Genomic DNA, 24,265 nt, shown 5'->3' with positions numbered 1-24,265 from the left:
CATTCCTTTATTTAGAATACCTTAAACTAGCGCCATGGACAAGGATCGTGCAGGCATTCAGTCGGTGGAGGTGGGATTTGCGCTGTTGCAGGCGCTGGTGGAGGCCCGAGGCCCGCTGGCGCTCAAAGACCTGGCGCAGGCCGCTGCGATGCCGGCAGCCAAGGCCCACCGTTATCTGGTGAGCTACCAGCGCAGCGGCCTGGTCAAACAGGAGGCGGCCACCTCGCGCTACGACCTGGGCCCGATGGCCTTGCAGCTGGGGCTGGCGGCGCTGCGCCGCAGCGATGCAGTGCGGCTGGCGCGCGAGCGCATACCCGATTGGCTCGACCGCCTGGGCCACACGGTGGCGCTGGCCGTCTGGGGCAACCATGGCGCCACCATCGTGCACTGGGAGGAGCCGCCCCATGGCACCACCGGCCACCTGCGCCTGGGCGATGTGATGCCGCTGCTCTCATCGGCTACCGGGCGCTGCTTTGGCGCCTGGCTGCCCGCCGCGCGGACCGAGGCTGCCCTCGAGCGCGAGCTGGCGCAGGCACGCCTGGCCGGGCGCAGTGACCTGCCCCAGACCGCCGCCGCCGCGCACCAGCTGTTTGCCCAGGTGCGCAGCCAGGGCACCGCCTGCGTGGTCGACACCCTGCTGCCCAGCGTAGCCGCACTGTGCGCGCCCGTCTTTGATGCGCGCGGCCAGCTGGTGCTGGGCATCACCAGCCTGGGCACGCAGGCCACGTTTGACCCCGCCCCCGAAGGGGCCATGGCCCAGGGCCTGCAGGCCATCGCCGCCCAGCTCTCGCACGCGCTGGGCTACAGCGGCGCAGAACCGGGCGAGCAGGCCCTGATTTCGACCTAATCCAGCGGCCCTGTGGGCCTGCGCAGCAGGCACTACACTGGGCGTCTCATGCGCCAACGCCCTCTCATCCTGCTGACTTTTGCCGTGCTGGCCGCCCACGGGCTGCTGCTGGCCTGGCCCGGGGTGCAGGAGGCGATCAGAAAGGCGCGCATCACCGGCAGCACGCCCAAGGAGCTGCGCTTTGAGGTGCGCCAAATAGCCCCACCGCCCCCGGCGGCCGTGCCGCCTGCACCCACGCCGGCCTCCAGGCCCAGCGTGGCGCAATCAGCCCCCGTCGCCCCCCGGCCCCAGGTCCAAAAAGCGCCGCCAGAACAGGCGCCGGCCAGCCGCGCGAGTGTGGGCCCCAAGTTCCGCGAAGCGTCCAGCGAAAACCCAGCCACCTCGGAGGCAGCGCCTACCGCAGAAGCCGACGCGGCACCCGCAGCCCCGTCGGCTCTGGACCAACTGCTCGCATCCAGCGAAGCCAGCCCCGCGCCCACGCCGGAGCCCATCCCCGGCTCTGCTGCCGATCTGCAGCCGCTCAATGCCGTCGCAGACCAGGGCGATGCCAGCGCATCCACCTCGGAGGCCAAGGCAGAGACGGAGGCGTCCAGTGCCAGTGCCAGCGAACCCGCGCCCGCCATCGGCATTGGCAGCCCCGGGTATGCCGGCCCGCTGCCTGCGATCAAGCTGCCGCCCTCGGCGCGGCTGCAGTTCCAGGCCAAGGGCTCGGCCAAGGGTTTCCAGTACTCGGCCAAGGCGCAGCTGACGTTCAAGACCGATGGCCAGCGCTACCAGGCCGAGCAAGAGGTGTCGGCCTTTTTGATGGGCAGCCGCAGCCAGACCAGCAGCGGCCAGATTACGCCCCATGGCCTGGCGCCCCAAAGGTTTGTCGACAAGGCGCGCAAAGAGCGCAGCGCCGAGCTCGATTCCCCGGCTGGCCGCATCCGCTACAGCGATGGTGACGAGCCCCAGGCCGTGAGCGCCGGTGTGCAAGACCGGTTGTCGATCTTTTTGCAGCTCTCGAGCATGGTGGCGGCCAACCCCAAGCGCTATGCCCCCGGCAGCACGGTGGCCATCAACGTGACCAGCGCGCGCAGCGCCGAGGTCTGGACCTTTGTCGTCGACGGCCCCGAAACGCTGGATTTGCCCGCCGGGGCCACCCCCAGCCTGCGCCTGACGCGCCAGCCGCGCAAGGGCCAGGACCAAACGGCCCACCTCTGGCTGGCCCCTTCGCTGCAGTACCTGCCGGTGCGCATCCGCCTGTCCCAGTCCAATGGCGATTTTGCCGATCTGCAGCTGCAGGCGGCCACGGTGGACAGCCCGCCTTGAATCGCCGCGCTGCGCGGCTTTGTACGACAAAGCCTGCGCGATACGTCCCTGATTTGCGACGTTTGGCCGTAAAAAGGGCGCCAATTGCCAGGAATGCCATCAAAACCTGCTACAACGGACATGTGGACGCAGACTTGCAATGCCGCAAACTGCCACCACCTGCACTTCACAAGGAGGAACATCATGCAAATGATTTACGACTCGGACTCTTTTGTGGTGTTGCACCTGACGCCAGAGCTGCCCCTGTCCAATGATGGTGCTTCCGTCACCAACCCCACCGTTACCGAACCGCTGCGCCATCTGCAGCGCCAGGGTTTTGAGATTGTGGACAAGCGCAGCGGCAAGGAGCTCTACCTCGATGGCGCCTGGGCAGAAATGTTCCACCAGCAAATCCAGGCCTGGCAAGCCAATGCACCGACCGAAGAAGAAGTTGAGGCCACACTGGACCGCTATACCGGCCTGGCCCAGCAACCGGTGATCGTGCATTAAGCGCTGCACCTCTCGCCCCCATCCCCGCTGTTTGCGTACCCTCCAGGCGCAAACAGCTTTTTTTTGCCCAAAAGCGGCGGCAACGCTTGACTTAGAGTGCGCTCTAACTTCGACAATGCCTGCATGGAACCACCTCTCAGCATTGAAGAAGCAGCGCAACGCACCGGGTTGAGCGCCCACACCTTGCGCTATTACGAACGCATCGGCCTGATTGCCGCCGTAGCGCGTGCGGCAGGCGGCCAACGCCGCTATGCCGCAGCCGACCTGGCCTGGCTCGCCTTTCTGACACGCCTGCGCACCACCCGCATGCCCATCCAGAAGATGCGCCTGTTCGCCCAGCTGCGCAGCACCGGCGATGCCACGGTGCCCGCGCGGCGCGCCATGCTGCAAACGCACCTGGCCGAGGTGCAGGCCGACATCAGCGCCATGCAGCAAGCCGCCCAGGCGCTGCAAGACAAGATTGCCCATTACCAGGCACTGGAAGCCGCAGCCTCAGCGCCGCCCCACAAAAACACCACGCCGAAGAAGGATACGAACCATGGCTGAAACCACCCGCTACCAACGTGGCCTGGACAAGCTGCGCGAAATCGATGGCCATGCCGGAGAGCACGTAGTGGCCAGCCTGGCCGGTATCGCGCCTGACTTTGCGGATTACCTGATCGAATTCCCCTTTGGCGACATCTACAGCCGCCCGGGGCTGGACCTCAAAAGCCGCGAGATTGCCACGGTGGCCGCCCTCACCGCGCTGGGCCATGCCGCGCCGCAGCTGAAGGTACATATCCAGGCGGCATTGAATGTGGGTTGCAGCCAGCAGGAAGTGGTGGAGACCATCATGCAGATGGCCGTCTATGCCGGGTTTCCGGCAGCACTCAATGGCCTGTTTGTGGCCAAGGAGGTATTTGCGCAGTCAGCGGTGCCGCGCTGATCCCGCAAGGCCACGGCGGAAACACAGGGCCCACCAACGACAACGCCCGGTCTTGCGACACGGGCGTTTTTTCTCAGCGGCTGAACGCCAGGTTCAGCACCCGTTCAGCTTAGCCGCAGGCACCGACGGCGCCGCAGGCGGTGCAGTACTCGCAGCCATCCTTGCGGATCACCGCATGGGCGCCGCACTCGTTGCATTTTTTGCCGGCCATGGTCTGCAGGGCCTGGCTCACCACGGGCGCGGGCACGGCCGGGGTCAGGGTGGAGCTGCTGATGCCGGGCAGGTTCTGCTGGCGGCGGCGCTCCAGGATCTGCTGCACCGCATAGGCGATGGCGGCCACTTCCGAGTCGTGCCACATCGGCACATGGGTGCCATCGGCGCGCTGGTAGGTGCCCAGGCGCACGGGGCCCCGGTCCCAGGCGACCTTGCGCATGTCGGCCAGGGCACGCTCCAGGAAGCCACCGCGCGCGGCCAGCGACAGCAGGCGCATGCTGGAGGTGATCCACTGCTGCGACTCGCCGCTCTGGCCCACGGGCATGAAGAACTCCACCGCCCGGTCCACCATGCTCTTGCCATCGGCGCTGGGCACCGGCAGGAAGGAGACGATGATGTAGAGGCGCTGCTGGCCTTCCTGGGTCCAGTACTCGACCTTGTCGGCCACGGCGCTGAGCTCGCCCTCGGGGCGGCGCTCGATCACCAGCTTCATCGGGTCCACCAGCGCCGCTGCGGCGGCCTTCTCGGCGGCCGGGGTTTCGGGTTTGGCGGCCGGCGTGGTCTCCAGCACCGCACCCAGAATGCTGTTGGGGCGGTAGGTGGCCAGGCCCTTCAGGTTGCCGCGCCAGGCCTGCAGGTACAGGTTCTTGAAGTCCTCATAGGGGTAGTCGGCGGGGATGTTCACCGTCTTGGAGATGGCGGTATCCACATAGGGCTGCACGGTTTCCATCATCGCCAAGTGCTCGGTGGCCGACATCTCCAGCGCCGAGACAAAGTAGGCAGGCAATTGCTCTACATCGCCGCCCAGCTCGCGGTACAGGCGCCAGCTGTGGTCCTCGACCTGGTACTGGCTCTTGCTGCCATCGGCCTCGCGCTTGTTGCGGGTGTAGGTCCAGGAGAAAGCGGGTTCGATGCCGTTGGAGGCATTGTCGGCAAAGGCCAGCGAGACGGTGCCGGTGGGCGCAATCGACAGCAGGTGGCTGTTGCGGATGCCGTGTTTTTGGATGTCGTCCTGGATGTCCTGGGGCAGGCGGCTGGCAAAGGTGCCCTTGGCCAGGTAGCCCTTGGCATCGAACTTGGGGAAGGCACCCTTCTCTTTGGCCAGGCCGACCGAGGCGCGGTAGGAGGCATCGCGCATGCATTCGGCAATGCGTTTGGCCATGTCGCGGCCTTCCTGGTCGGAGTAGCGCAGGGTCAGCATCGTCAAGGTATTGCCCATGCCGGTAAAGCCCACGCCAATGCGGCGCTTGGCAGCCGACTCCTCACGCTGCTGCTCCAGCGGCCAGAAGGTGGCGTCCAGCACGTTGTCCAGCGCACGCACCTGGGTGGCCACGACCTGCTCGAAGCTGTCGAAATCAAAGCTCGGCAGGCCACCAAAACCAAAGGGGTTGCGTACAAAGCGGGTCAGGATGATGGGGCCCAGGTCGCAGCAACCGTAGGACGGCAGCGGCTGCTCGCCGCAGGGGTTGGTCGCGGCAATGCGCTCGCAGTAGCGCAGGTTGTTGTCGTCGTTGATGTGGTCGAGGAACAGGATGCCCGGCTCGGCAAAATCATAGGTCGAGGTCATGATCGTGTCCCACATCGCCCGGGCACGCACCGTCTTGTAGACCCACAGGCCGTCGTCCCGCAGCACCGCGCCTTCGGCGCGCAGCTTGGCATTGGGCTTGCCGCTGTGCACCAGCTGCCAGTCGGCATCGTCCACCACCGCCTGCATGAAGGCATCGGGCACGCCCACCGACACATTGAAGTTGTTCCAGCGGCCTGGCGTGCGCTTGGCGGTGATGAACTCCATCACATCGGGGTGGTCGATGCGCAGCACGCCCATTTGCGCGCCCCGGCGTGCGCCGGCCGATTCCACCGTGGAGCAGCTCTGGTCAAACACATTGATATAGCTGCAAGGGCCCGAGGCCATCGAGGCCGTGCCCTTGACCTCCGCCCCCCGTGGGCGGATGCGCGAGAAGTCATAGCCCACACCGCCACCGCGCCGCATGGTCTCCGCCGCTTCGCGCAGCGCCTCGTAAATGCCGGGGTAGCCTTCGTCGTCAAAGCCCTGGATGCAGTCGCCCACCGGCTGCACAAAGCAGTTGATCAAGGTCGCCTGGATGTCGGTACCGGCGGCCGACATGATGCGGCCCGCGCCAATGGCGCCGGCATGCAGGTTGGCGTAGAACCTGGCCTCCCATTCGGCCTGCAGCTCGGGCTTTTCCACCGCCGCGAGCGCGCGTGCGACGCGGCTGTACAGGTCTTCGATGCTGGACTCATCACCCTTGAAGTACTTCTCCTTGAGCACATCCAGGCTGATGGCCTGGGGTGCCTGGGCAGCCAGGGCCTCGGGAGACTGGGTGATGTTGTCGCGTTTCATCTGTTAAATCCTCAAAAAATCGGTCGTGTGCCTGCAGATCACGGCGATGGGCTGCCGCTGGGGCAGCACTGGCGCCATGCGACCCGCAGCCCGGCCCCATGCAGCGGGGCATGGCGCTCGGGCATGCCCAGGGTCAGGGCGGCAGTTTGGTGAAATCGATAGGCCAATCCAAACTCACTCGGGGGTTGGAGACCAACTGCCAATCTACCCCCAATTGCCGAACATGGAAACCACGAAACCACCCTTGTGGTGTGGCTGCATACCCGCTTGGACCGATTGCGAAAATGCCGTGCTGCCAACGCCTGGAAAGCGAGGAAGCGCTTATCCACCACCCTCTTCCAAGCCACACGGGTTCTGGTCGATGTCCTTGATTTGCTGCGGTTTTCCGGGCCAGCGGCTTGCCCAGATGACCACAGGATGACAGAACAATAAATTTATAATCTTGACGTTTATTTACAAAGTCGCAACCTCGTTCTACCCAGTCAAAATACCAAACCCCGACTGGGGAACTCCCTTAGCCAACACTGCGACAATGGCAGGTTATGACCAACGCTTACATCCTCACTCTCTCGTGCCCTGATCGCCGGGGGCTGGTCCACGCGGTATCCGGATTCCTGCTGGAGCACGGCAGCAATATTGAAGAAGCCGCCCAGTTCAACGACCCGGCCACCGGCCTTTTTTTCATGCGCGTGCGTTTTGCCAGCACCGGCGCTGCCAGCCAGCTGCGCGAGGACCTGGATGCCTTTGCAAAGCCTTTCGAGATGCACTGGCGCCTGCATGCGGCCGATGAAAAGATCAAGACCGTCATCATGGTCAGCCGCCAGGGCCACTGCTTGAACGACCTGCTGTTCCGCTGGAAGGAAGGCTTGCTGCCCATCGACATCCGCGCCATCGTCAGCAACCACCGCGATTTCTACCAGCTGGCCGCCAGCTACAACATCCCCTTCCACCACATCCCGGTGACGGCGGCGACCAAGGCCCAGGCCGAGGCCAAGCAGTTCGAGATCATCGAGGCCGAAGGCGCCGAGCTGGTCGTGCTGGCGCGCTACATGCAGGTGCTCTCCAACGACCTGTGCAGCAAGCTGTCGGGCCGTGCGATCAATATCCACCACAGCTTCCTGCCCAGCTTCAAGGGTGCCAAGCCCTACTACCAGGCCCATGACCGGGGCGTGAAGCTGATTGGCGCCACCGCCCACTATGTGACGGCCGACCTCGACGAAGGCCCGATCATCGAGCAGGACGTGGCCCGCGCCTACCACACCGACACCGTGGACGACCTGACCGCCCGTGGCCAGGACACCGAGAGCCAGGTGCTGGCCCGCGCAGTGAAGTGGCACAGCGAGTACCGCGTGCTGATGAACGGCCACAAGACCGTTATCTTCCGCTGATCGGCAGCCAACCCCAAAAAGCCAGCAGTACCCTGCTGGCTTTTTCACATGGCAACCTGAGCTGCGACCAATTCAGCGGCTTGGATAAAACTACCCCGGTTGGTTGGATGGCGACTTGGCCAAGCAAAAAGAAGTCGCGTTCCATTTATCGCATTGTTATACTTGGTTCACAATTTGACGCATTTGGGCAAAATCCCGTAACAGCCTTATCTGCGCCACCAGCCATTCATTTCTTCGGAAAGCGCAGCCGTGAAACCACTTTATCGACAACCGATATGGGGATTTTTTCTACTTTGCGTCCTATGCCTGGTGCCGCTCGCACGGCTCTGGGCGGCGACTTCCAGCTTTTCGCCGCAATCCGCCACAGTGGCCTCGGGTGGCAGTATCGCCATAGATATCTCGGCTTTTGACGGCCCGGACAACTTTGGCTTTGGCGAAGGCGCAGTTGCCCCGCCCAATCAGCCCGTAGCCCCACTGCATGGCATTGCCGTGGTTGGCCCTAATATCAACGGCGAGCAGTCTGTGACCTATAGCCATGACGGCTCGGCCACGTCCTCTGACACCTTTACATTGGAAGACCCACAGGGCGACTCGCTGGTTTTCAATATCATCATCACAGCTTCGGGGTCTGCCATAAGTGTCTCCCCAGGCAGCCTGACCCTGAAAACCGGCATGGCCGCAAGTACGGCGTTCACGGCCACCGGTGGCATGCCACCCTACAGTTATGTTGTAGTGGGCGCTGATACATTGCCTGCGGGGCTGGCTCTGTCTCCGGATGGTCAACTGTCAGGCACGCCCAGCGTGCGCGGCAACTACAGCTTTTCAGTGAGAGCGACCGACAGCCTTGCAGTCAGCGGCACCAAGTCCTATGCAGGCGTGCTGGCTAATCCCGATCTGTCAATTTCTCCTGCAACGATCCATTTGGCCACCGGAATGTCTGCCTCTGCCCAGGTTCCCGTTGCCGGCGGGGTAACACCATTGGCGCTTTCATTGCAGCCAGGCAGCACGATGCCGGCGGGCCTGACTCTGTCAGCAAACGGCGGCATCACCGGAACACCTACTGTGCCGGGCAGCTACACCGTGCAATTGCTGGTCAGCGACGCCTCCCTTGATCCTATCTTTCCCCTTGTCGATTACAGTGAAATACACACACTGACCATCGTGGTAGCCAATGCCACCGCGCCCGGCGCGCCGGTCATCGGCACGGCAATCGGCGGCAACGGTGCGGCCCAGATAGCCTTTACTCCGCCGGCGTCCGATGGTGGTAGCGCCATCCAGTCCTACATGGCCAGTTGCGGCTCGAACAGCCAGTCCGGCACTGCATCACCGATTGAGGTGTCTGGTCTTATCAACGGTGCCACTTATATGTGCACTGTTACGGCCACCAATGCCATCGGAACCAGTGCAGCCTCTGGCAGTGTTGCCGTGATGCCCAAGGGCGCTCCACTGGCTCCTTCGCTGACCAGCGCCCAACCTGCCGATTCCTTCGCTGTCTTGACCTTCAGCGAGCCATCTTCCGATGGCGGTGACCCCATCACCGGTTACGCAGCCACCTGCGATGGTGGCGCGACTTTCCACAGCGGCTCTCCGCCGAGCATCACTGTGCCAGGGTTGAGCAATGGCACCGCCTATAGCTGCACAGTGGTAGTCAGCAACTCGGTGGGAAGCACACCATCCAACGCACTGAGCGTGACGCCCAGAGCGGCACCAGCGGCCCCTAGCATCACAAGCGCAGTCCCCCTGAATGGAAAAGCCTCGATCGTATTCACCGCACCTGCCAACAATGGCGGCTCGGCCATCCTCGACTACCGCGTCAGCTGCAGTGGTGGCCTGACTGCCACCGGGCCAGACTCACCGATTGAAGTGGGCGGCATGGCCAATGGCAGCGCTTATACCTGCACGGTTGCTGCACGGAACGCGGCAGGCTTCGGTGCCGAATCTGCAGCCGCATCGGTCACGCCATTTGGCCCGCCTGGAGCGCCCACGATATCCAGCGCAACACCGGGAAATGCGCAGGCAACAGTGACATTCACCGCTCCTCTGGTTGACGGAGGCCGCCCTGTCTCCGACTACACCGCCACTTGCAGCGCTGCAGGCGCTCCCACCCGCACGCAAGTTGGCACGAGCTCGCCATTGGTAGTGACAGGCTTGGTCAACGGCACCGCCTATAGCTGCAGCGTGACCGCCAGCAACCTTGCAGGGGCCGGCGCACCATCTGCCGTGGTCAATGTGACACCTGGTGTGGTGCCCGATGCCCCAACCATTGGCCCCGCCACTCGAGGCAATGGACAAGTCCTGGTGGACTTCACGCCCGCGGCGCCCAATGGCGTCGCTGTGATCGACTTCACCGCCACCTGCTTGCCGGGCTCTGTGTCCGTCACTGCCACCACAGGGCCCATCACGGTTGCGGGTCTGACCAATGGCACCGCCTACAGTTGCTCCGTCACCGCGCGCAATGCTATCGGATCTAGCCAGCCTTCTGCCTCGGTCACCGCCACCCCTGCCACACTCCCTGGCGCACCGTCCATCACGACGATTTCCTCAGGAAATGCGGAGCTGACTCTCTCCTTTGCGCCTCCTGCCTCTGACGGCGGCAGCGCCATCACGGCCTACAGCGCATCCTGCGGTGCAGGCACTACGGCGGTCAGTGGCACCAGTTCGCCCTTGAAGATCACGGGCCTGACAAATGGCACCACATACAACTGCACCGTCACTGCCAGCAATGACGTGGGCCCTGGCCCGGCCTCTGCCGCACAAACCGGTATTCCCAGCGCCAAGAGCTATTCCGCAGCATCGCCCAGCGGGACGGGCGTCATCACAGCCACGCTCAGCGGTGGTGGTGCTGGCTGCGGATTCGACACGAGCCGCTATCTGCCCGAATCCGAGATGGCTACCCCCTTGGCAGGTATCCGCTTCCCTGAAGGCCTGTTTGACTTCAAGACGACGGGCTGCGAAGTGGGATCGACCATCACCATCGAGCTGGCCTATCCGTCGGCCGTTCCCGCCGGCGCGCAATACTGGAAATATGGCCCGCAGCCCGGCAAGGCGCCATCGTGGTATGTGTATCCAGCCACCGTGGGAGCCAATACCATCACCTACACGGTGACGGATGGCCAGATTGGCGACGATGACTTGGCTGCCAACGGCTCCATCGCCGATCCTGGCGGGTTTGGGGTCGCCGAGGCCAGCGCAAGCGCTGTGCCCGTCCCCAGCCAGTCGCAAGGAATGTTGGCCCTGCTCGCGCTGCTGCTGGCTGCACTGGCCTGGCAGCAGGCACCGCGCCGCAGTCGCGGTGCTGCACACAACAAGCAAGGGGAGCACTGAGGTGAGATTCTTGACGCTGGAAGATTTCCAGCCCCATGTCGGCACGGTATTTGTGGGTCTGCTGGCCGATTCCGAGGTGCCTTTCCAGCTGGTGGAGGTGCAGCCGCTGCAATCGGCAGCGGGGGCGCAACTGTACCGCCAGCCGTTTTCCTTGGTGTTTCGCAACGAATCGGCTGTTCTTTTCCCGCAGCAGACCTATTCCATGCGTCATGCGAGCATGGGGGAGCAAGCGATCTTTGTCGTGCCCGTGGCACGTGATGCCACCGGCTTTCTCTACCAGGCCGTTTTCAATTAGCGGAGCGCCGCGCCTGCCGCTGGCCGCAGCCACTGCATCCGCAGGTGGCTGCCCATATCTTCCTGCACGCTAAACCCCAGCCGCTGGTAAAGCTGCAATGCGCCTGTATTGCCATGGGCCACATGCAAGCTCACCGCTTTACCGGCCTGCGCAGCATCCGCCAGGACATGCCGCAACAGCGCCGAGCCCAACCCTTGTGACTGGTACGCGCCAAGCAGGCAGATGTCCACCACCGTAACGGTGTGTGCACCCTGGGCAAGGTAGAGACGGCCAATGGCTTGGACCATGCCGTCTGCGTTCTTCTGGCACACGATCCACCAGGCGTCGCTCGTCCCTCCCTGCACAAAGTGCCGGTGCTGCAGCGCGAACTGGCTCTCCAGAAAAGCAGCCTTCACAGCAGGCGGCCAGGGAACTGGGGCCAGCTCTGCCTCGCGGGACTGGCTATAGAGCATCTGCAGCCATGGCAAGTCCTCATCACAGGCATGCCGCAGTGACAGGCCGTGCACCACCCATGCAGCAGGCTGTGGTGGCGCTTGCTGCGAGCCAGGAAATGGTGGAAGCTGCTGCACCCGTCCGCCTTTCCCGCAATAACGCAGTTAACTAAATGAGGGGAATACCCCTTGCAGCGCAATGCAGAAATTCATGGCCAGGTAGGGCTGGCGGTTTTCATGAGGTTGAGAGCCGCCTGTGGGCTGAAGCGCAGTAGGTGCGAGTGAGGTCATCGTGCCAGCCGAGGCAAAGAACTTGGAGGAAGCTTGCGACGGCAGGTTCAGCGCAGCACTCGCCTGCGGTGTGGACAGGCGCTTGGCAGGATCACCTTGGTTGAAGAACTGCAGGGTGTGGGTATGGTTGGGTATTTGCTGCGAGTTCAGGGTCGCTGCTGCAGAGCCAAAAGTCTCGCCAATGACACGAGGCGTCAAACCTGGCCCTTGCCCCTGGTTGCAAGCTGCACGCCCGATCAGATTGGGCAACTGGAAGGTGGTTTGCCCATTGCCGCCATACTGGAGCCCCAGCAACGAATAAAGCGCTGTGTTTTGCTGAATGGCCAATGTAGAGCCATCGCAAAACGCCCAGCGGTACGGAGCGAAATTGAAGCCGAAAATCTGGATCTCGCCAATAAATGGTTCAGACATGGTGTACTACCTCTGAAAGGTCTCAGGTGCACAGCTGGGCACTGCTACTTACCCTTGCGAAGGGAAGATGCCTGCCCAGGCGATACAAAAACTCACGGCCAAGGTCGGCATCGCATTGTCATGGGGCTCGTTGCCTCCCGCAGCAGTTACCGCCTGCGGATAGGTTGCGATGGGGTCTCCTGCAACCTCGGTGGCATACAGGGCGTCCCCACTGATGGCTGCCAGCACCTTGTCGGATGCCGGGGTTTGCGATGTTGCAGCCGCTGTACTTACCCCCACTGCGTGCGTATGGGCCGGCATCTGCGAGGCAAGCAGTGTGACGGTTTCGGTGCCCACTGTTTGCCCAATGACGCGTGGACTCAGCCCCGGCCCGCTACCCTGATGAATCGGCAATCGCCCCCGCAGATCAGGAACAGCAAAAGTGCTCATCCCATCGCCTCCATAGGTGGTGCCGAGAAGGGTATAAAGCACCTCATATTCGGCAATGGACTGCAGACTTCCATCGCAGGCAAACCAGCCATTGGGAACACGTCCAAAACCAAACATGCGTATTTCGCCAACATAGGGTGTGCTCATGGGTAAGGCCTCATGGATCGTCTGGGAAAGCTCGGCATCCGCATGCAGCTCAATTGCGGGAGGGATAGATTCCCTGTAGCGCAATGCAGAAGTTCAGCGTCGTAGAGGGCTGCATGTTGGGATGCGGCTGGGTGTTGCCCGCCGACGAGATGGATTGCGGCGCCAAGGGGACATTGGGCGAACCTGTCGCGTAAAGGGCCGTTGAAGCACTGGTTGCCAATGCATTGCCTTTGGGGATGCGGGTAGTGCCCGTGGCCGTGCTTGCTTGCAGAGTATGGGTATGTGATGGCATCTGGGCAGGCAGCAGCGTGACATTTTCGACGCCACCTTGTTGGCCGATGGAAGCAGGATTCCCCATCGCATCGGCATAGTGGATGGGAGTGCGGCCCCTCAGATCTGGCAGGGCAAAGCTGTTCACACCATTGCCACCGTAAAACGTGCCCAGTAAGGAAAAAAGAGCGGTGTTCTGGGTGATGGGCAATAGTTGGCCATTGCATTGCGCAAATCCCTTGGGTGCGAAATTGAAGCCCGTCATCATGACTTGCCCCATAAAAAATTCGCTCATCAAATCTCCTTCAAACAGGCCACTGGACCCGCCAAAACTCCGCCACGCACCAAGCTCAAGAAATATTTAGAAGCATTTTGCATTATTTTTTGTCAGAATGGCATCTATATCTGCAAAGCCGGTCAGCGGCTTTCACTGTTTACAAGGCACAAGGAGGCCGCCATGGATCGCAGAAATTTTGCAAAGCAGGCCTTAACCGGCATGGCGGTGGCGGCCGCTGGCTCACCCGCGCTTGCCGCCCTGGCATCACAACTCTCTGCTGCGGACGCCTTGGTGCGCAACCCGGTGGCGTTTGCAGGGACGGTATTCACGCTGGAAAATGGAACGACGCTCACCTTGGTCAACGTGACCCATGCAGCCACAGACCCTCGCCTGGACCAATGGACGCTGCAGTTCCAGTGCAGCCAGCCGATCACGGAAGGGACCCATCGCCTGCGCGTTCCCCAGTCGGGACAGGACGTAGAACTGTTTCTGCAGCCGCATGGCCAAGCCGCCATCGCCTACATCAGCAAGCTTGCTACGCCTTGAGGCTGCCGCCGCGCCGCTCAGCCAAGTTTGCGGCCTCGCTGTCTGAGGCAATTTCTGCCTGATAACGCGCCCCATCAAGTGCCAGCAGCGCTGATTCTTGATTTCCTGATTCTCCATCCCGCCCCTTTCCCACAGCAGCTGCCAATGGCGATACAGTTGGGGCATGTCCGCTCACGCCTCCCCCCAACCCTCTACCGCAGACCGCGCCACGCGCCAGCGCGAAGTCGTGGCCGCCCTGCGCAAGCTGCTGCCCGATGACTGCCTGCTGTGGCACGACGAGGACACCACGCCCTATGAATGCGATGGCCTGACGGCCTACCGCCAGCGCCCGCTGGTAGTGGCGCTGCCCGAGACCTATGCCCAGGTGCAGGCGGTGCTGCAGGCCTGCCATGCGCTGCAGGTGCCCGTGGTGGCGCGCGGCGCCGGTACCGGCCTGTCCGGCAGCGCGCTGCCGATTGCGCTGGGCGTGACCTTGTCGATGGCGCGCTTCAACCAGATCCTGCACATCGACCCGGCTGCCTGCACAGCGGTGGTGCAATGCGGCGTGCGCAACCTGGCCATCAGCGATGCAGCAGCGCCCTATGGCCTCTATTACGCGCCCGACCCATCGAGCCAGATCGCCTGCACCATTGGCGGCAATATTGCCGAGAATTCCGGCGGTGTGCATTGCCTCAAATACGGGCTCACGGTGCACAACGTGCTGCAGATCAAGGGCTTCACCGTCGAAGGTGAGCCCATCGAGTTTGGCAGCCAGGCGCTGGATGTGCCGGGTTACGACCTGCTGGCCGCCGTGATCGGCAGCGAGGGCATGCTGGCCGTGGCCACCGAGGTGACGGTCAAGCTCATTCCCAAGCCCCAGCTGGCGCGCTGCATCATGGCCAGCTTTGGCGATGTGCGCAAGGCAGGCGACGCGGTGGCGGCAGTGATTGCCGCGGGCATCATCCCGGCCGGGCTGGAGATGATGGACAAGCCGATGACCGCCGCGGTCGAGGACTTTGTGCATGCCGGCTACGACCTGAGCGCCGAAGCCATCTTGCTGTGCGAGAGCGACGGCACGCCCGAAGAGGTGGCCGAAGAGGTCGCCCATATGAGCCAGGTGCTGCGCGCAGCGGGCGCCACTGCCATCAGCATCAGCCAGGACGAAGAAGAGCGGCTGCGCTTTTGGAGCGGCCGCAAGAACGCCTTCCCCGCCAGCGGCCGCATGAGCCCGGACTATATGTGCATGGACTCGACGATTCCGCGCAAGCGCCTGGCCGATATCCTGCTCGCCATCCAGCAGATGGAGAAGAAATACCAGCTGCGTTGCGCCAATGTCTTCCATGCCGGCGACGGCAACCTGCACCCGCTCATCCTGTTCGATGCCAATGACCCCGACCAGCTGCACCGCTGCGAGCTGTTTGGCGCCGACATCCTGGAGACCAGCGTTGCCATGGGCGGCACGGTGACCGGCGAGCATGGCGTGGGCGTGGAAAAGCTCAACAGCATGTGCGTGCAGTTCTCGGCCGAGGAAAACACGCAGATGCTGGCCTTGAAAGCCGCGTTTGACCCGCAAGGCACGCTCAACCCGGGCAAGGTGATTCCGACCCTGAACCGCTGCGCCGAGTACGGCAAGATGCTGGTGCGCGCGGGCAAGCTGTCGCATCCGGATTTGCCACGCTTTTAAGCCGCCGCTGGCGTACCGCCATGTCCGCCCTTGGCTGACAGGCGCCAGCGCCTGCCAAGCGCACAGTCAAGGCAGATCCATGACTGCAAAGGACTGCCTTGAAAAACCACACCCCCACCCTGAGCGCCGCGATGCTCTGCGCGGCATTGCTGTCGGCCACCGCTGCCCATGCCCAGCACCCCGCACTGCAAAAAGCAGGCGATGTGCAGTATGTCTGCGGCGGCATTGGCATAGATGAATCGACCGCAATGCGTGCGGCGATGAAGGACTACCCGCTGTCGCTGCTGTTTGCGACCAGGTCGGGCGACTACCTCGCAAAGATCCAGGTGGTGATTGCCGATGGCAAGGGGCAGGAAGTGGCGCAGTTCCAGGCCCAGGGGCCCGTCTGCCTGCTGCGCCTGGACAGCGGGCGCTACACCGTGAAGGCCAACGCCGAGGGCGGCAAGACGATTGACCAGAGTGTGGAAGTGGCGCCAGCCGGCACGCCCGGCAAGACGCTGGACTACCGCTTCTGATCAGACGGCGGGGCCCAGGCTGCCGGAGACGGCGCTGATGCGGCCCTGGCTGTCCAGATCGGCGACGATGCGGTTGACACCGTGCTGGCCGGTGATGCGCGAGCCGGTCTCCTGCACGCTGAAACCCTTGGCGGGCAGGTAGTGCTGCAGCAGCACCCGGTGGTCCAGCTCAAAATCGCTGATCAGCTGCGAGACGACGGTAGGCACCCGCTCGGGCTTGGGCGCAGTCGTTGGCAGGCCATGGTCGGGATCGATCAGCGCCAGCAAGATGCCCTCGCCATAGTTGCCCAGGTAGTAGCCGGCGCTGTTGTCGGCACCGGCGGCAATCAGGCCGATCACATGCAGGTCTTCCTGGCGCAGCGCGGTGCGCGGCTCGGTGAACAGCGCCAGGTTCTTGGCCGCGCCAAAGCCTTGCAGCTGGCGTGCCACCTCGGTAAAGGCGGGCGCCACCTCAGCCTGGGTATGGGCCCAGATCCACAGCCAGGTGCCTGATTGGAAGGAGTAGGAGCCCAGCACCTGCATGCGAAAACGCAGGTCATCGCCAAAGGCGATCAGGCCCTGGGCCGTATCGGCTGACCAGGGACGGTCGCCCACTTTTTCGGCAAAATCGAGCTGCCGGTCCCAGGCCATGCCGGCATAGGCAGACAGCGCCTCGCGCAGTGCGGGGTCGGCAATCGCGGGGGGAACTTCGGCGTCGCGGGCAGCGGCGGCCTCGAACAGATCGGCCTGGGGGCTGGGCGCTGCCTCGGCTGCAGGCGGGGTGGCAGCTGCTGCGGGCACATCGCCAGCGCTGGGGATGCTGGCCACCGGCGCAGCCAGCTCGGCCGCCGGGTCAAAGGCCGGCTCACGCGTGCCGCGCACAGGCTCTTGCGACGCAGGGCCTGTCAGCGCCTCGGACGGGTGCGGGCTCGGGGTATCAGCGGGGGCAGCCGTTGGCGCGGACGGGTTCAGCCAGCCAAACAGTTTTTGCCACAATCCCATGGTGTTGATTCTCCTGCGGTAGCGGCACGCCCCATGCGCCCCAAGCGTCAAAGACCACAGCTTTGGGCCTATTGACGCTCAAAATGGGCACCTGCGCGCACCCATCGCCGCTTTGCTGCTATCAGTATAGGTGCAAACCACCATACCCCTGTTTTGCAGTTGCAACGGGGTGTAGGTCCACACTGTACAGGATGGGCTTGGCCGCTGCGCAAAACCGGCTTTCGCCTACCAGCGCCCGCCGCGCCGCTTGCGCTCAGTTCAGCGCCATGCTCAGGCGGCGGCGGTAGCTGCTGAGCAACGCACCCACCTCGTCCTCCTGCTTGCTGGCCTTGCCCGTCAGCGCAATGCCGCCGGCCGTGGTGCCCGGCACCGTGTCTGCGGCCTTGGGCTTGGGCGGGGTCAGCAGCTCCAGGATGGCGACAAACAGCTTGCGCGCAGCCTGGTCGTTCCAGGTTTTGTCGCGCATGATGATCTCCAGCAGCTCGTCCATGCTGGCCGTCCACTGGCCTTCGGCCATCAGCGCCTGCGCCTTGGCAAAGCGGGTGTCGAAATCACGCTTGTTGGCGGCAATGGCCGCGTCGAACTGCTCGAGCGGCCAATCGCCCCGGTCGTCCTCGTGCACAAAGCGGATCGCCTGGGCCCAGGCCTTGAGCGCGACAAAGCGCAGCGGCTGCTGGATGCGCTTGAGCGGCTCCTCGATCTGGGCTTCGGCCTCGGTCACCGCGCCCGTCTGGATCAGCAGGCGGGCATAGTCAAAACGGGCATCGTCATTGCTGGGGTCGGCCGCCAGCGACTCTTGCAGCATCTGCAGCGCGGCCTGCACATCGCCGCTGTCGAGCAGCTGCTGGGCTTCATCAGCGCCCGCTTCGGCGGCCATCGCGGCCTCGGAGGGCAGGTGTTTGTCCAGGAACTCGCGCAGTTTGCCCTCCGGCAGGGCGCCCATGAAGCCATCTACGGGCTTGCCGCCCATCATCAGCACGCAGGTGGGGATGGAGCGGATGCCGAACATGCCGGCCAGCTGCTGCTCCTGGTCGGAATCGATCTTGGCCAGCTTGAAGCGGCCGCCGTAGTCGACCTCGAGCTTATCCAGCATGGGGCCCAGGGTTTTGCAAGGGCCGCACCAAGGTGCCCAAAAGTCCACCAGCACGGGCACCTGCATGGATGCCTGGATGACTTCGGCTTCAAAATTCTCAATGGTGACGTCGATCATGTCGCTAAAAATCCGTGTTGATCAGGCAGCTTCACTGCAAAAAGTAAAATGGCGGGTTCCACCCTGGCGCGGGACCGGCATTCTTGCCCTTTGACACCCGCCAACCCACACTATGACACCCATCCAAGTTGGCGTGGTCATGGGCTCCAGCAGCGACTGGGAGACCATGCAGCACGCAGTTGCCATTCTCCAGCAATTCGGTATTGCCTTTGAGGCCCAGGTGGTCTCGGCCCACCGCATGCCTGACGACATGTTCCGTTTTGCTGAGAGCGCCGTAGAACGGGGCCTCAAGGCCATCATCGCCGGCGCTGGGGGCGCAGCCCACCTGCCTGGGATGATAGCCGCTAAAACCCCGGTGCCCGTGCTGGGTGTGCCGGTGGCCAGCCGCCACCTGCAAGGCGTTGATTCGCTGCACTCCATCGTGCAGATGCCCAAGGGCGTGCCGGTCGCCACCTTTGCGATCGGCCAGGCAGGCGCTGCCAATGCCGCCCTGTTTGCCGTGGCCATGCTGGCCAACGAAGACCCTGCACTGCGCGCCAAGCTCGATGCCTTCCGCGCCGAGCAGACCGAGGCGGCCCGCAACATGACCTTGCCGGTGAACGAATGAGCACCACGAGCCCCAGCGCCCCGGCGCACCACCAGGCCCAAGTGATCTTGCCCGGCGCCACCTTGGGCGTGCTGGGCGGCGGCCAGCTGGGCCGCATGTTTGCCCACGCCGCCCAGTCGATGGGCTACTTCACCGCCGTGCTGGATGCGGATGCCACCAGCCCGGCTGGTCTGGTCAGCCACCACCATGTGCGCAGCGGCTATGAAGACCCGCAAGGCCTGGCCGAGCTGGCGCGCCTGTGCGCTGCGGTGACCACCGAGTTCGAGAACGTGCCTGCTGCCGCGCTGAACCAGCTCGCGCAAAGCCTGCCGGTCTCGCCCGCAGGTTCCTCCGTGGCCATCGCCCAGGACCGCGCCGCAGAAAAAGCCCATTTCGTGAAATGCGGCGTGCCCTGCGCGCCCTATGCCGTCATCGAGACGGCCGAGCAGCTGGCCGCCGTCAACGACGCGCTGCTGCCCGGCATCCTGAAAACCGCGCGCATGGGCTATGACGGCAAGGGCCAGATCCGCGTCAAGACCCGCGAAGAGCTGAACGCGGCCTGGGACGAGCTCCAGCACGTGGCCTGCGTGCTCGAAAAGATGCTGCCACTCGCCCATGAGTGCTCGGTCATCGTCGCGCGCAGCCGCAACGGCGATATCGTGCACCTGCCGGTGCAGCGCAACCTGCACCGCGAAGGCATTCTGGCGGTGACCGAGGTGTACCCCGGCAACCTGCCTGCCGCGCAGGCCGAGCAGGCCATTGCGGCGGCCCAGTCCGTGGCCCAGGGCCTGGACTATGTCGGCGTGCTCTGCGTGGAATTCTTTGTGCTCGACGGCGGCCAGCTGGTCGTCAACGAGATCGCCCCACGCCCGCACAACAGCGGCCACTACAGCCAGAACGCGCTGGATGTGTCGCAGTTCGAGCTGCAGGTGCGCTGCATGGCCAACCTGCCCTTGGTGCAACCGCGCCAGCACAGCGCCGCCATCATGCTCAACCTGCTGGGCGACCTGTGGTTCAAGGACAGCGCCAGCGCGCAGACCCCGGCCTGGGACCAGGTGCTGGCCCTGCCCGGCTGCCACCTGCACCTGTACGGCAAGGTCGATGCCAAGCGCGGCCGCAAGATGGGCCACCTGAACATCACGGCCGCCACGCCCGAGCAGGTGCGCGAGACGGGCCTGAAAGCCGCTGCCATCCTGGGCATTGCCGCGTTCTAAGAGGACTACACGTGATTCTGGATGGAAAGCTCGACGCCTCGGTGCGCGCTGCGGCGCTGGCGCTGCAGGCGGGGCAACTGGTTGGCCTGCCGACCGAGACGGTCTACGGCCTGGCCGCCGACAGCGACAACGATGCCGCCGTGGCGCAGATCTTCAGCGCCAAGGGCCGGCCCGCCAACCACCCGCTGATCGTGCATGTGGCCGATGCCGCTGGCGTGCAGCGCTACGCCAAGGCCGTACCGGTGTTTGCCCAGCAGCTCATCGATGCGTTCTGGCCCGGGCCCCTCACCCTGATCCTGCCGCGCCTGCCCGGTGCGGCGAATGCCTCGACGGCCGGACAGGACAGCGTGGGCCTGCGCTGCCCCTCGCACCCGGTGGCGCAAGCCGTGCTGCAGGCCTGCCAGCAGCTCAGCCCACCCGTCTGGGGCGTCTCGGCACCCAGCGCCAACCGCTTTGGCCGCGTCAGCCCGACCACGGCCGCCCACGTGGCGGCGGAACTGGGCGACGATCTGCTGGTGCTCGATGGCGGCGCCTGTGACATCGGTATTGAGTCGACCATTGTCGATTGCACGCGCGGCGTGCCCGTGCTGCTGCGCCCCGGCGCCATCACGCGCGACGATATCGAGCGCGCCTGCGGCAGCCGCCCGCTGTCGATGCAGGAGCTGACGGCCGATACCCCGCGCGCCTCGGGCACCTTGCTCGCGCACTATGCGCCCAGCGCCAAGGTCCGGCTGATGGATGCCAAGCAGCTGCAATCGGCGCTCGATGTGCTGGGGGCCGACGCGCGCCATATCGCCATCTACCACCGCAGCCCGCTGCGCAGCGCCAGCCCCCATCTGCGCCTGCAACCCATGCCCCATGCGCCGCTGGCTGCGGCCCGCGAGCTGTTTGGCCTGCTGCGCGACCTGGACGACTGGGGCGCCAAGCTCATCTGGATCGAGACGCCACCGGACTCGGCAGACTGGGAAGGCGTCAGCGACCGTCTGCAGCGCGCAGCAGCAGCGGGTTGATTAGCCTAGCCCCTGGCGTTTTACCTCTCTTTACCTCATCACCTTGGTGGCCTGGATCAGCCTCGCTACACTACGCTCTACTTACTGGAGAACTCACATGGCAGCAAATTGGATGCGCCGTACCGTGTTGACCGCCGTGGCTGGTGCCTCGGTGGCCATGCTGGCGGCCTGCGGATCGAGCTCAACGGCGGACTCGATTCGCCCCGACAGCATCGTCACCTTTGGTGATGCAATGTCCGACCTGGGCCAAAACCCCAATGGCCGTCCCTACTCGGTCAGCAACGGCAGCTACAACAACTGGACGCGTGAAATCGCCTACCGCTATGACCTGACGATCACGGCGGCCAAGGAAGGCGGCACCGCCTATGCCTACGGCAATGCCCGCGTGTCCCAGGCCGATGCGACCGGCGTGACCAATGCCCCCTCCATCACCGCGCAGATCGACAGCTACCTCGCTGCCAACCCGACCTTCAGCAGCAAGCAGTTTGTGCTGATGAGCGGCGGCATGAGCGACGTGATTGCCGGCTACAACGAATACGCCGCTGGCACCAAGACCCGCGACCAGTACCTGGCCGACATGACCACCGCCGGCCAGCAAATGGCTGCGCAGGTGCGCCGCCTCAACACCGCAGGCGCCCCCCGCGTGCTGACCGTGGGCACGCCCAACCTGGGCCGCACCCTGTGGGCCACCAGCCTGGACAACGCGCAACCCAGCGCCGATCCCAAGCCATCGAACACGCTGGAAGCGGCCACCACCGCCTTCAACAATGGCCTGCTGAACGCCTTGTATGGTCTGTCGGGCACCCAGGTGCTGTACGCCGACGTGCAGTACTACTTCAACTCGATGACCGGCAACCCCGGCAGCTACAGCTTCACCAACTACACCGATCCGGCCTGCACCACCTCGGATGCCACCAATGGCCTGAACATTGGCGTCAACCAGATCAACTCGTCGCTGTGCACCGCCGACACCCTGGTGGATGCCTCCAAGATCGACCAGTACCTGTTCTCCGACCTGGTGAACTACACGCCCCAGGCGCACCGCCGCTTTGGCGACTGGGTCTATGACCGCATGAAGGCCAATTGGTAAGCCATCGCCCTTTCAGCGAACTACACAGCAAAAATGGACACCAAGGTGTCCATTTTTTATGGCCGCTTCAATGCGGCCGAGGCCGCTCAAACCCGCCGGTCAAGCCTGCATGCTGCCAAACTTGCCGCTGTTGAAGTCATTGACCGCCTGCACGATCTCCTGCTGGCTGTTCATCACAAAGGGGCCGTAGCCAACGATGGGCTCGTCGATGGGCTCGCCGCTCATCAGCAGCAGGGCCGCATCGCCATTGGCCTCCAGACTCAGCTTGCGGCCTTCCTGGGCCATCACCACCAGCTGCGCCTCGCGCGCCACATCGTTGCCGTTGACCAGCACGGTGCCCTGCACGATGGCCAGCGCCGTGCTCCAGCCCTCGGGCAGTTCCAGCTCCAGCTTTTCACCGGCGACCAGGCGCAGATCCCAGACCTGCATCGGCGTGAAGGTCTTGGCGGGGCCTTGCTGGCCTTGGTAATCGCCGGCAATCACGCGCAGCTGGCCGCCACCGGGCAAGGCCACCGCAGGGATCTGCGATTGCACGATGGCCTGGTAGCCAGCGGCTGCGCCCTTGTCCTTGGCAGGCAGGTTGACCCAGAGCTGCAGCATGCGCAGCTTGCCGCCCTTGGCGGTAAAAGCAGGCGAATGGAACTCCTCGTGCAGAATGCCGGCGCCGGCCGTCATCCATTGCACATCGCCGGGGCCGATCTCGCCGCCCTGGCCGGTCGAGTCGCGGTGGGCCACCTCGCCGTCATAGACGATGGTCACGGTCTCAAAGCCCCGGTGCGGGTGCTGGCCCACACCGCGCGGTGCGCTGGCAGGGGCAAACTCGGCCGGGCCGGCAAAATCGAGCAGCAAGAAGGGGCTCAACAGCTTGCCATGGCTTTGGTAGGAAAACAGTGAACGCACAGGAAAGCCGTCGCCAACCCAGTGCTGGCGGGGTGCGTCTTGGACATGCAGTACGTTTTTCATCGGGGATTCCTGTCTGGCCTCCAAGCTAGGTGTCGGAAGGCTGTACCGTTATTGTGGGGTTGAAACACTGCGAGCGGTAGACGGCATAATTCGCCTTGATAGTTCTATTTCTTGAACGATAAAGACCATCCAGCCGAGCGCCCCATGCAGCAGTTTGACCTCAACGACCTGTTCTATTTCGTCCAAGTCGTCGACCATGGCGGATTTGCGCCCGCCGGGCGCGCGCTGGGCATGCCCAAGTCCAAGCTCAGCCGCCGCATTGCGCTGCTCGAAGAACGCCTGGGCGTGCGCCTCTTGCTGCGCTCCACGCGCAAGTTTGCGGTGACCGAGCTGGGCCAGACCTACTACCAGCACTGCAAGGCCATGCTGGTCGAAGCCGAGGCCGCGCAGCTGAGCATCGAGGCGGTGCAGTCCCAGCCCCGGGGCGTTGTGCGCCTGAGCTGCCCCATCACCTTGCTCCATGAGCTGGTCGAGCGCATGCTGACCGACTTCATGGTCATGTACCCCGAAGTGACGATCCAGTTGGAGGCGACCAACCGCCCGGTCGATGTGATTGGCGAGGGCTTTGACCTGGCGATCCGCGTGCGCACCATGCCGCTCGAAGACAGCGACCTGTCGGTGCGCATGCTCTCGGTCCATGCCCAGCACCTGGTGGCCAGCCCCATCCTGACCGCGCGCCAGGGCATTGTGCGCAGCCCCACCGATCTGTCGCAGTGGCCCAGCCTGTGGCTGGGCTCACCCGAGCAGCAGTTTGTGTGGAAGCTCGAACACGACAGCCTGCCCAGCATCCAGGTCCCCCACACGCCGCGCCTGATCACCACCGACATGGTGGCGCTGCGCAGTGCGGCCATGGCCGGCCTGGGTGTCGTGCAGTTGCCGATGATCATGGTGCACGAGCAGCTGGACAAAGGCACCTTGGTCAAGGTGCTGCCCGAATGGGGGCCGCGCAAGGAGGCGGTGCATGCGGTCTTCGCCTCGCGCCGGGGCATGCTGCCGGCCGTGCGGGCGCTGATCGACCACCTGGCGGCCGCATTTGCGAAAGTGCCCGGCTGCTGATGCGGCCGAGCACTGTGGTTG

General features: G+C 64.1%; 24 protein-coding genes. 16 read left to right on the top strand and 8 right to left on the bottom strand.

The genetic code is table 11. From position 1 onward, the window contains the following. The first annotated feature begins 34 nt into the window (after nucleotides 1-34). The 5 genes from WH303_RS00905 to WH303_RS00885 all read left to right on the top strand — a co-directional run bounded on the left by WH303_RS00905 (nucleotide 35) and on the right by WH303_RS00885 (nucleotide 3,572). Nucleotides 35-847 (top strand): IclR family transcriptional regulator, encoded by an 813-nt coding sequence (locus WH303_RS00905; protein ID WP_339516194.1) that lies wholly within the window; start codon nucleotides 35-37, stop codon nucleotides 845-847. Nucleotides 848-895: 48 nt separating this feature from the next. Further along, nucleotides 896-2,158 (top strand): DUF3108 domain-containing protein, encoded by a 1,263-nt coding sequence (locus WH303_RS00900; RefSeq protein WP_339516192.1) that lies wholly within the window; start codon nucleotides 896-898, stop codon nucleotides 2,156-2,158. 183 nt (nucleotides 2,159-2,341) lie between these two features. Beyond that, entirely contained in the window at nucleotides 2,342-2,647 is a 306-nt protein-coding gene (locus WH303_RS00895; protein ID WP_021027590.1) for a BTH_I0359 family protein, read from the top strand. Nucleotides 2,648-2,770: 123 nt separating this feature from the next. Continuing rightward, nucleotides 2,771-3,193 (top strand): MerR family transcriptional regulator, encoded by a 423-nt coding sequence (locus WH303_RS00890; protein WP_339516187.1) that lies wholly within the window; start codon nucleotides 2,771-2,773, stop codon nucleotides 3,191-3,193. Then, nucleotides 3,186-3,572: a carboxymuconolactone decarboxylase family protein gene (locus WH303_RS00885; protein ID WP_339516185.1), complete on the top strand. Its 387-nt coding sequence runs from the start codon at nucleotides 3,186-3,188 to the stop codon at nucleotides 3,570-3,572. Before WH303_RS00890 ends, WH303_RS00885 begins: the two co-directional genes overlap by 8 nt. Nucleotides 3,573-3,681: 109 nt before the next feature. On the opposite strand, the gene WH303_RS00880 is transcribed toward WH303_RS00885, so the two are convergent. After that, a complete protein-coding gene (locus WH303_RS00880; RefSeq protein ID WP_339516183.1) occupies nucleotides 3,682-6,147 on the bottom strand; it encodes an adenosylcobalamin-dependent ribonucleoside-diphosphate reductase in 2,466 nt (821 codons plus the stop codon). 542 nt (nucleotides 6,148-6,689) lie between these two features. Here WH303_RS00880 and purU point away from each other — a divergent pair. From purU to WH303_RS00865, 3 genes are all read left to right on the top strand, one after another. Then, the gene (purU, locus tag WH303_RS00875) at nucleotides 6,690-7,535 is read left to right on the top strand and encodes a formyltetrahydrofolate deformylase (RefSeq protein WP_021027594.1); all 846 of its coding nucleotides are present in this window, start codon (nucleotides 6,690-6,692) and stop codon (nucleotides 7,533-7,535) included. A gap of 249 nt (nucleotides 7,536-7,784) precedes the next feature. Beyond that, on the top strand, nucleotides 7,785-10,859 hold the full coding sequence (locus WH303_RS00870) for a fibronectin type III domain-containing protein (RefSeq protein ID WP_339516181.1): 3,075 nt from the start codon (nucleotides 7,785-7,787) through the stop codon (nucleotides 10,857-10,859). Between the two features lie 10 nt (nucleotides 10,860-10,869). Beyond that, nucleotides 10,870-11,154, top strand: a complete 285-nt coding sequence (locus WH303_RS00865; RefSeq protein WP_339516179.1) for a DUF6916 family protein — start codon at nucleotides 10,870-10,872, stop codon at nucleotides 11,152-11,154. Here WH303_RS00865 and WH303_RS00860 read toward each other — a convergent pair. Genes WH303_RS00860 through WH303_RS00845 form a run of 4 tightly spaced genes read right to left on the bottom strand, consistent with a single transcriptional unit; the run spans nucleotide 11,151 to nucleotide 13,428 of the window. Continuing rightward, nucleotides 11,151-11,723, bottom strand: coding sequence for a GNAT family N-acetyltransferase (locus WH303_RS00860; protein WP_339516177.1), 573 nt, complete (start codon nucleotides 11,721-11,723; stop codon nucleotides 11,151-11,153). The genes WH303_RS00865 and WH303_RS00860 overlap by 4 nt on opposite strands. 27 nt (nucleotides 11,724-11,750) lie before the next feature. Then, complete coding sequence (locus tag WH303_RS00855; RefSeq protein ID WP_339516175.1) at nucleotides 11,751-12,287, bottom strand: phage tail protein; 537 nt, start codon at nucleotides 12,285-12,287, stop codon at nucleotides 11,751-11,753. Nucleotides 12,288-12,335: 48 nt separating this feature from the next. Continuing rightward, nucleotides 12,336-12,863 (bottom strand): phage tail protein, encoded by a 528-nt coding sequence (locus WH303_RS00850; RefSeq protein WP_339516173.1) that lies wholly within the window; start codon nucleotides 12,861-12,863, stop codon nucleotides 12,336-12,338. A gap of 49 nt (nucleotides 12,864-12,912) precedes the next feature. Then, on the bottom strand, nucleotides 12,913-13,428 hold the full coding sequence (locus WH303_RS00845) for a phage tail protein (RefSeq protein ID WP_339516171.1): 516 nt from the start codon (nucleotides 13,426-13,428) through the stop codon (nucleotides 12,913-12,915). On the opposite strand from WH303_RS00845, the gene WH303_RS00840 reads away from it, so the two are divergent. The 3 genes from WH303_RS00840 to WH303_RS00830 all read left to right on the top strand — a co-directional run bounded on the left by WH303_RS00840 (nucleotide 13,405) and on the right by WH303_RS00830 (nucleotide 16,134). Continuing rightward, entirely contained in the window at nucleotides 13,405-13,956 is a 552-nt protein-coding gene (locus WH303_RS00840) for a hypothetical protein (protein WP_339516169.1), read from the top strand. The two genes, WH303_RS00845 and WH303_RS00840, sit on opposite strands and share 24 nt — an antisense overlap. 163 nt (nucleotides 13,957-14,119) lie before the next feature. Continuing rightward, nucleotides 14,120-15,619 carry an FAD-linked oxidase C-terminal domain-containing protein gene (locus tag WH303_RS00835; RefSeq protein ID WP_339516167.1) on the top strand — a complete coding sequence of 500 codons (1,500 nt, stop codon included), beginning with the start codon at nucleotides 14,120-14,122 and terminating at the stop codon, nucleotides 15,617-15,619. Between the two features lie 98 nt (nucleotides 15,620-15,717). After that, a complete protein-coding gene (locus WH303_RS00830) occupies nucleotides 15,718-16,134 on the top strand; it encodes a carboxypeptidase regulatory-like domain-containing protein (RefSeq protein ID WP_339516165.1) in 417 nt (138 codons plus the stop codon). Here WH303_RS00830 and WH303_RS00825 read toward each other — a convergent pair whose 3' ends face one another. Both WH303_RS00825 and trxA read right to left on the bottom strand, forming a co-directional pair. Then, nucleotides 16,135-17,115, bottom strand: coding sequence for a DUF6882 domain-containing protein (locus WH303_RS00825; RefSeq protein WP_021027605.1), 981 nt, complete (start codon nucleotides 17,113-17,115; stop codon nucleotides 16,135-16,137). A gap of 253 nt (nucleotides 17,116-17,368) precedes the next feature. Continuing rightward, complete coding sequence (trxA, locus tag WH303_RS00820) at nucleotides 17,369-18,325, bottom strand: thioredoxin (RefSeq protein ID WP_021027606.1); 957 nt, start codon at nucleotides 18,323-18,325, stop codon at nucleotides 17,369-17,371. A 112-nt stretch (nucleotides 18,326-18,437) separates the two neighbouring features. Between trxA and purE the strand changes: the two genes are divergently transcribed. The 4 genes from purE to WH303_RS00800 all read left to right on the top strand — a co-directional run bounded on the left by purE (nucleotide 18,438) and on the right by WH303_RS00800 (nucleotide 22,225). After that, complete coding sequence (gene purE / locus WH303_RS00815; protein ID WP_021027607.1) at nucleotides 18,438-18,932, top strand: 5-(carboxyamino)imidazole ribonucleotide mutase; 495 nt, start codon at nucleotides 18,438-18,440, stop codon at nucleotides 18,930-18,932. Then, the gene (locus WH303_RS00810; protein ID WP_339516160.1) at nucleotides 18,929-20,125 is read left to right on the top strand and encodes a 5-(carboxyamino)imidazole ribonucleotide synthase; all 1,197 of its coding nucleotides are present in this window, start codon (nucleotides 18,929-18,931) and stop codon (nucleotides 20,123-20,125) included. The genes purE and WH303_RS00810 overlap by 4 nt, the downstream gene beginning before the upstream one ends. Before the next feature lie 11 nt (nucleotides 20,126-20,136). Further along, on the top strand, nucleotides 20,137-21,135 hold the full coding sequence (locus WH303_RS00805) for an L-threonylcarbamoyladenylate synthase (protein ID WP_339516158.1): 999 nt from the start codon (nucleotides 20,137-20,139) through the stop codon (nucleotides 21,133-21,135). Nucleotides 21,136-21,232: 97 nt separating this feature from the next. Beyond that, entirely contained in the window at nucleotides 21,233-22,225 is a 993-nt protein-coding gene (locus WH303_RS00800; protein ID WP_339516156.1) for an SGNH/GDSL hydrolase family protein, read from the top strand. A gap of 99 nt (nucleotides 22,226-22,324) precedes the next feature. Here the strand turns inward: WH303_RS00800 and WH303_RS00795 are convergent, their stop codons facing one another. Continuing rightward, on the bottom strand, nucleotides 22,325-23,188 hold the full coding sequence (locus WH303_RS00795; RefSeq protein WP_339516154.1) for a pirin family protein: 864 nt from the start codon (nucleotides 23,186-23,188) through the stop codon (nucleotides 22,325-22,327). A gap of 144 nt (nucleotides 23,189-23,332) precedes the next feature. On the opposite strand from WH303_RS00795, the gene WH303_RS00790 reads away from it, so the two are divergent. Next, nucleotides 23,333-24,244 (top strand): LysR family transcriptional regulator, encoded by a 912-nt coding sequence (locus tag WH303_RS00790; protein WP_021024968.1) that lies wholly within the window; start codon nucleotides 23,333-23,335, stop codon nucleotides 24,242-24,244. Nucleotides 24,245-24,265: the final 21 nt, after the last annotated feature.

This window comes from Comamonas sp. MYb69 (assembly GCF_037479315.1).
GTDB lineage: Bacteria > Pseudomonadota > Gammaproteobacteria > Burkholderiales > Burkholderiaceae_C > Comamonas.
The sequence above is the reverse complement of the archived record's forward strand: the minus strand, read 5'-3'. Positions and strand labels throughout refer to the sequence as shown.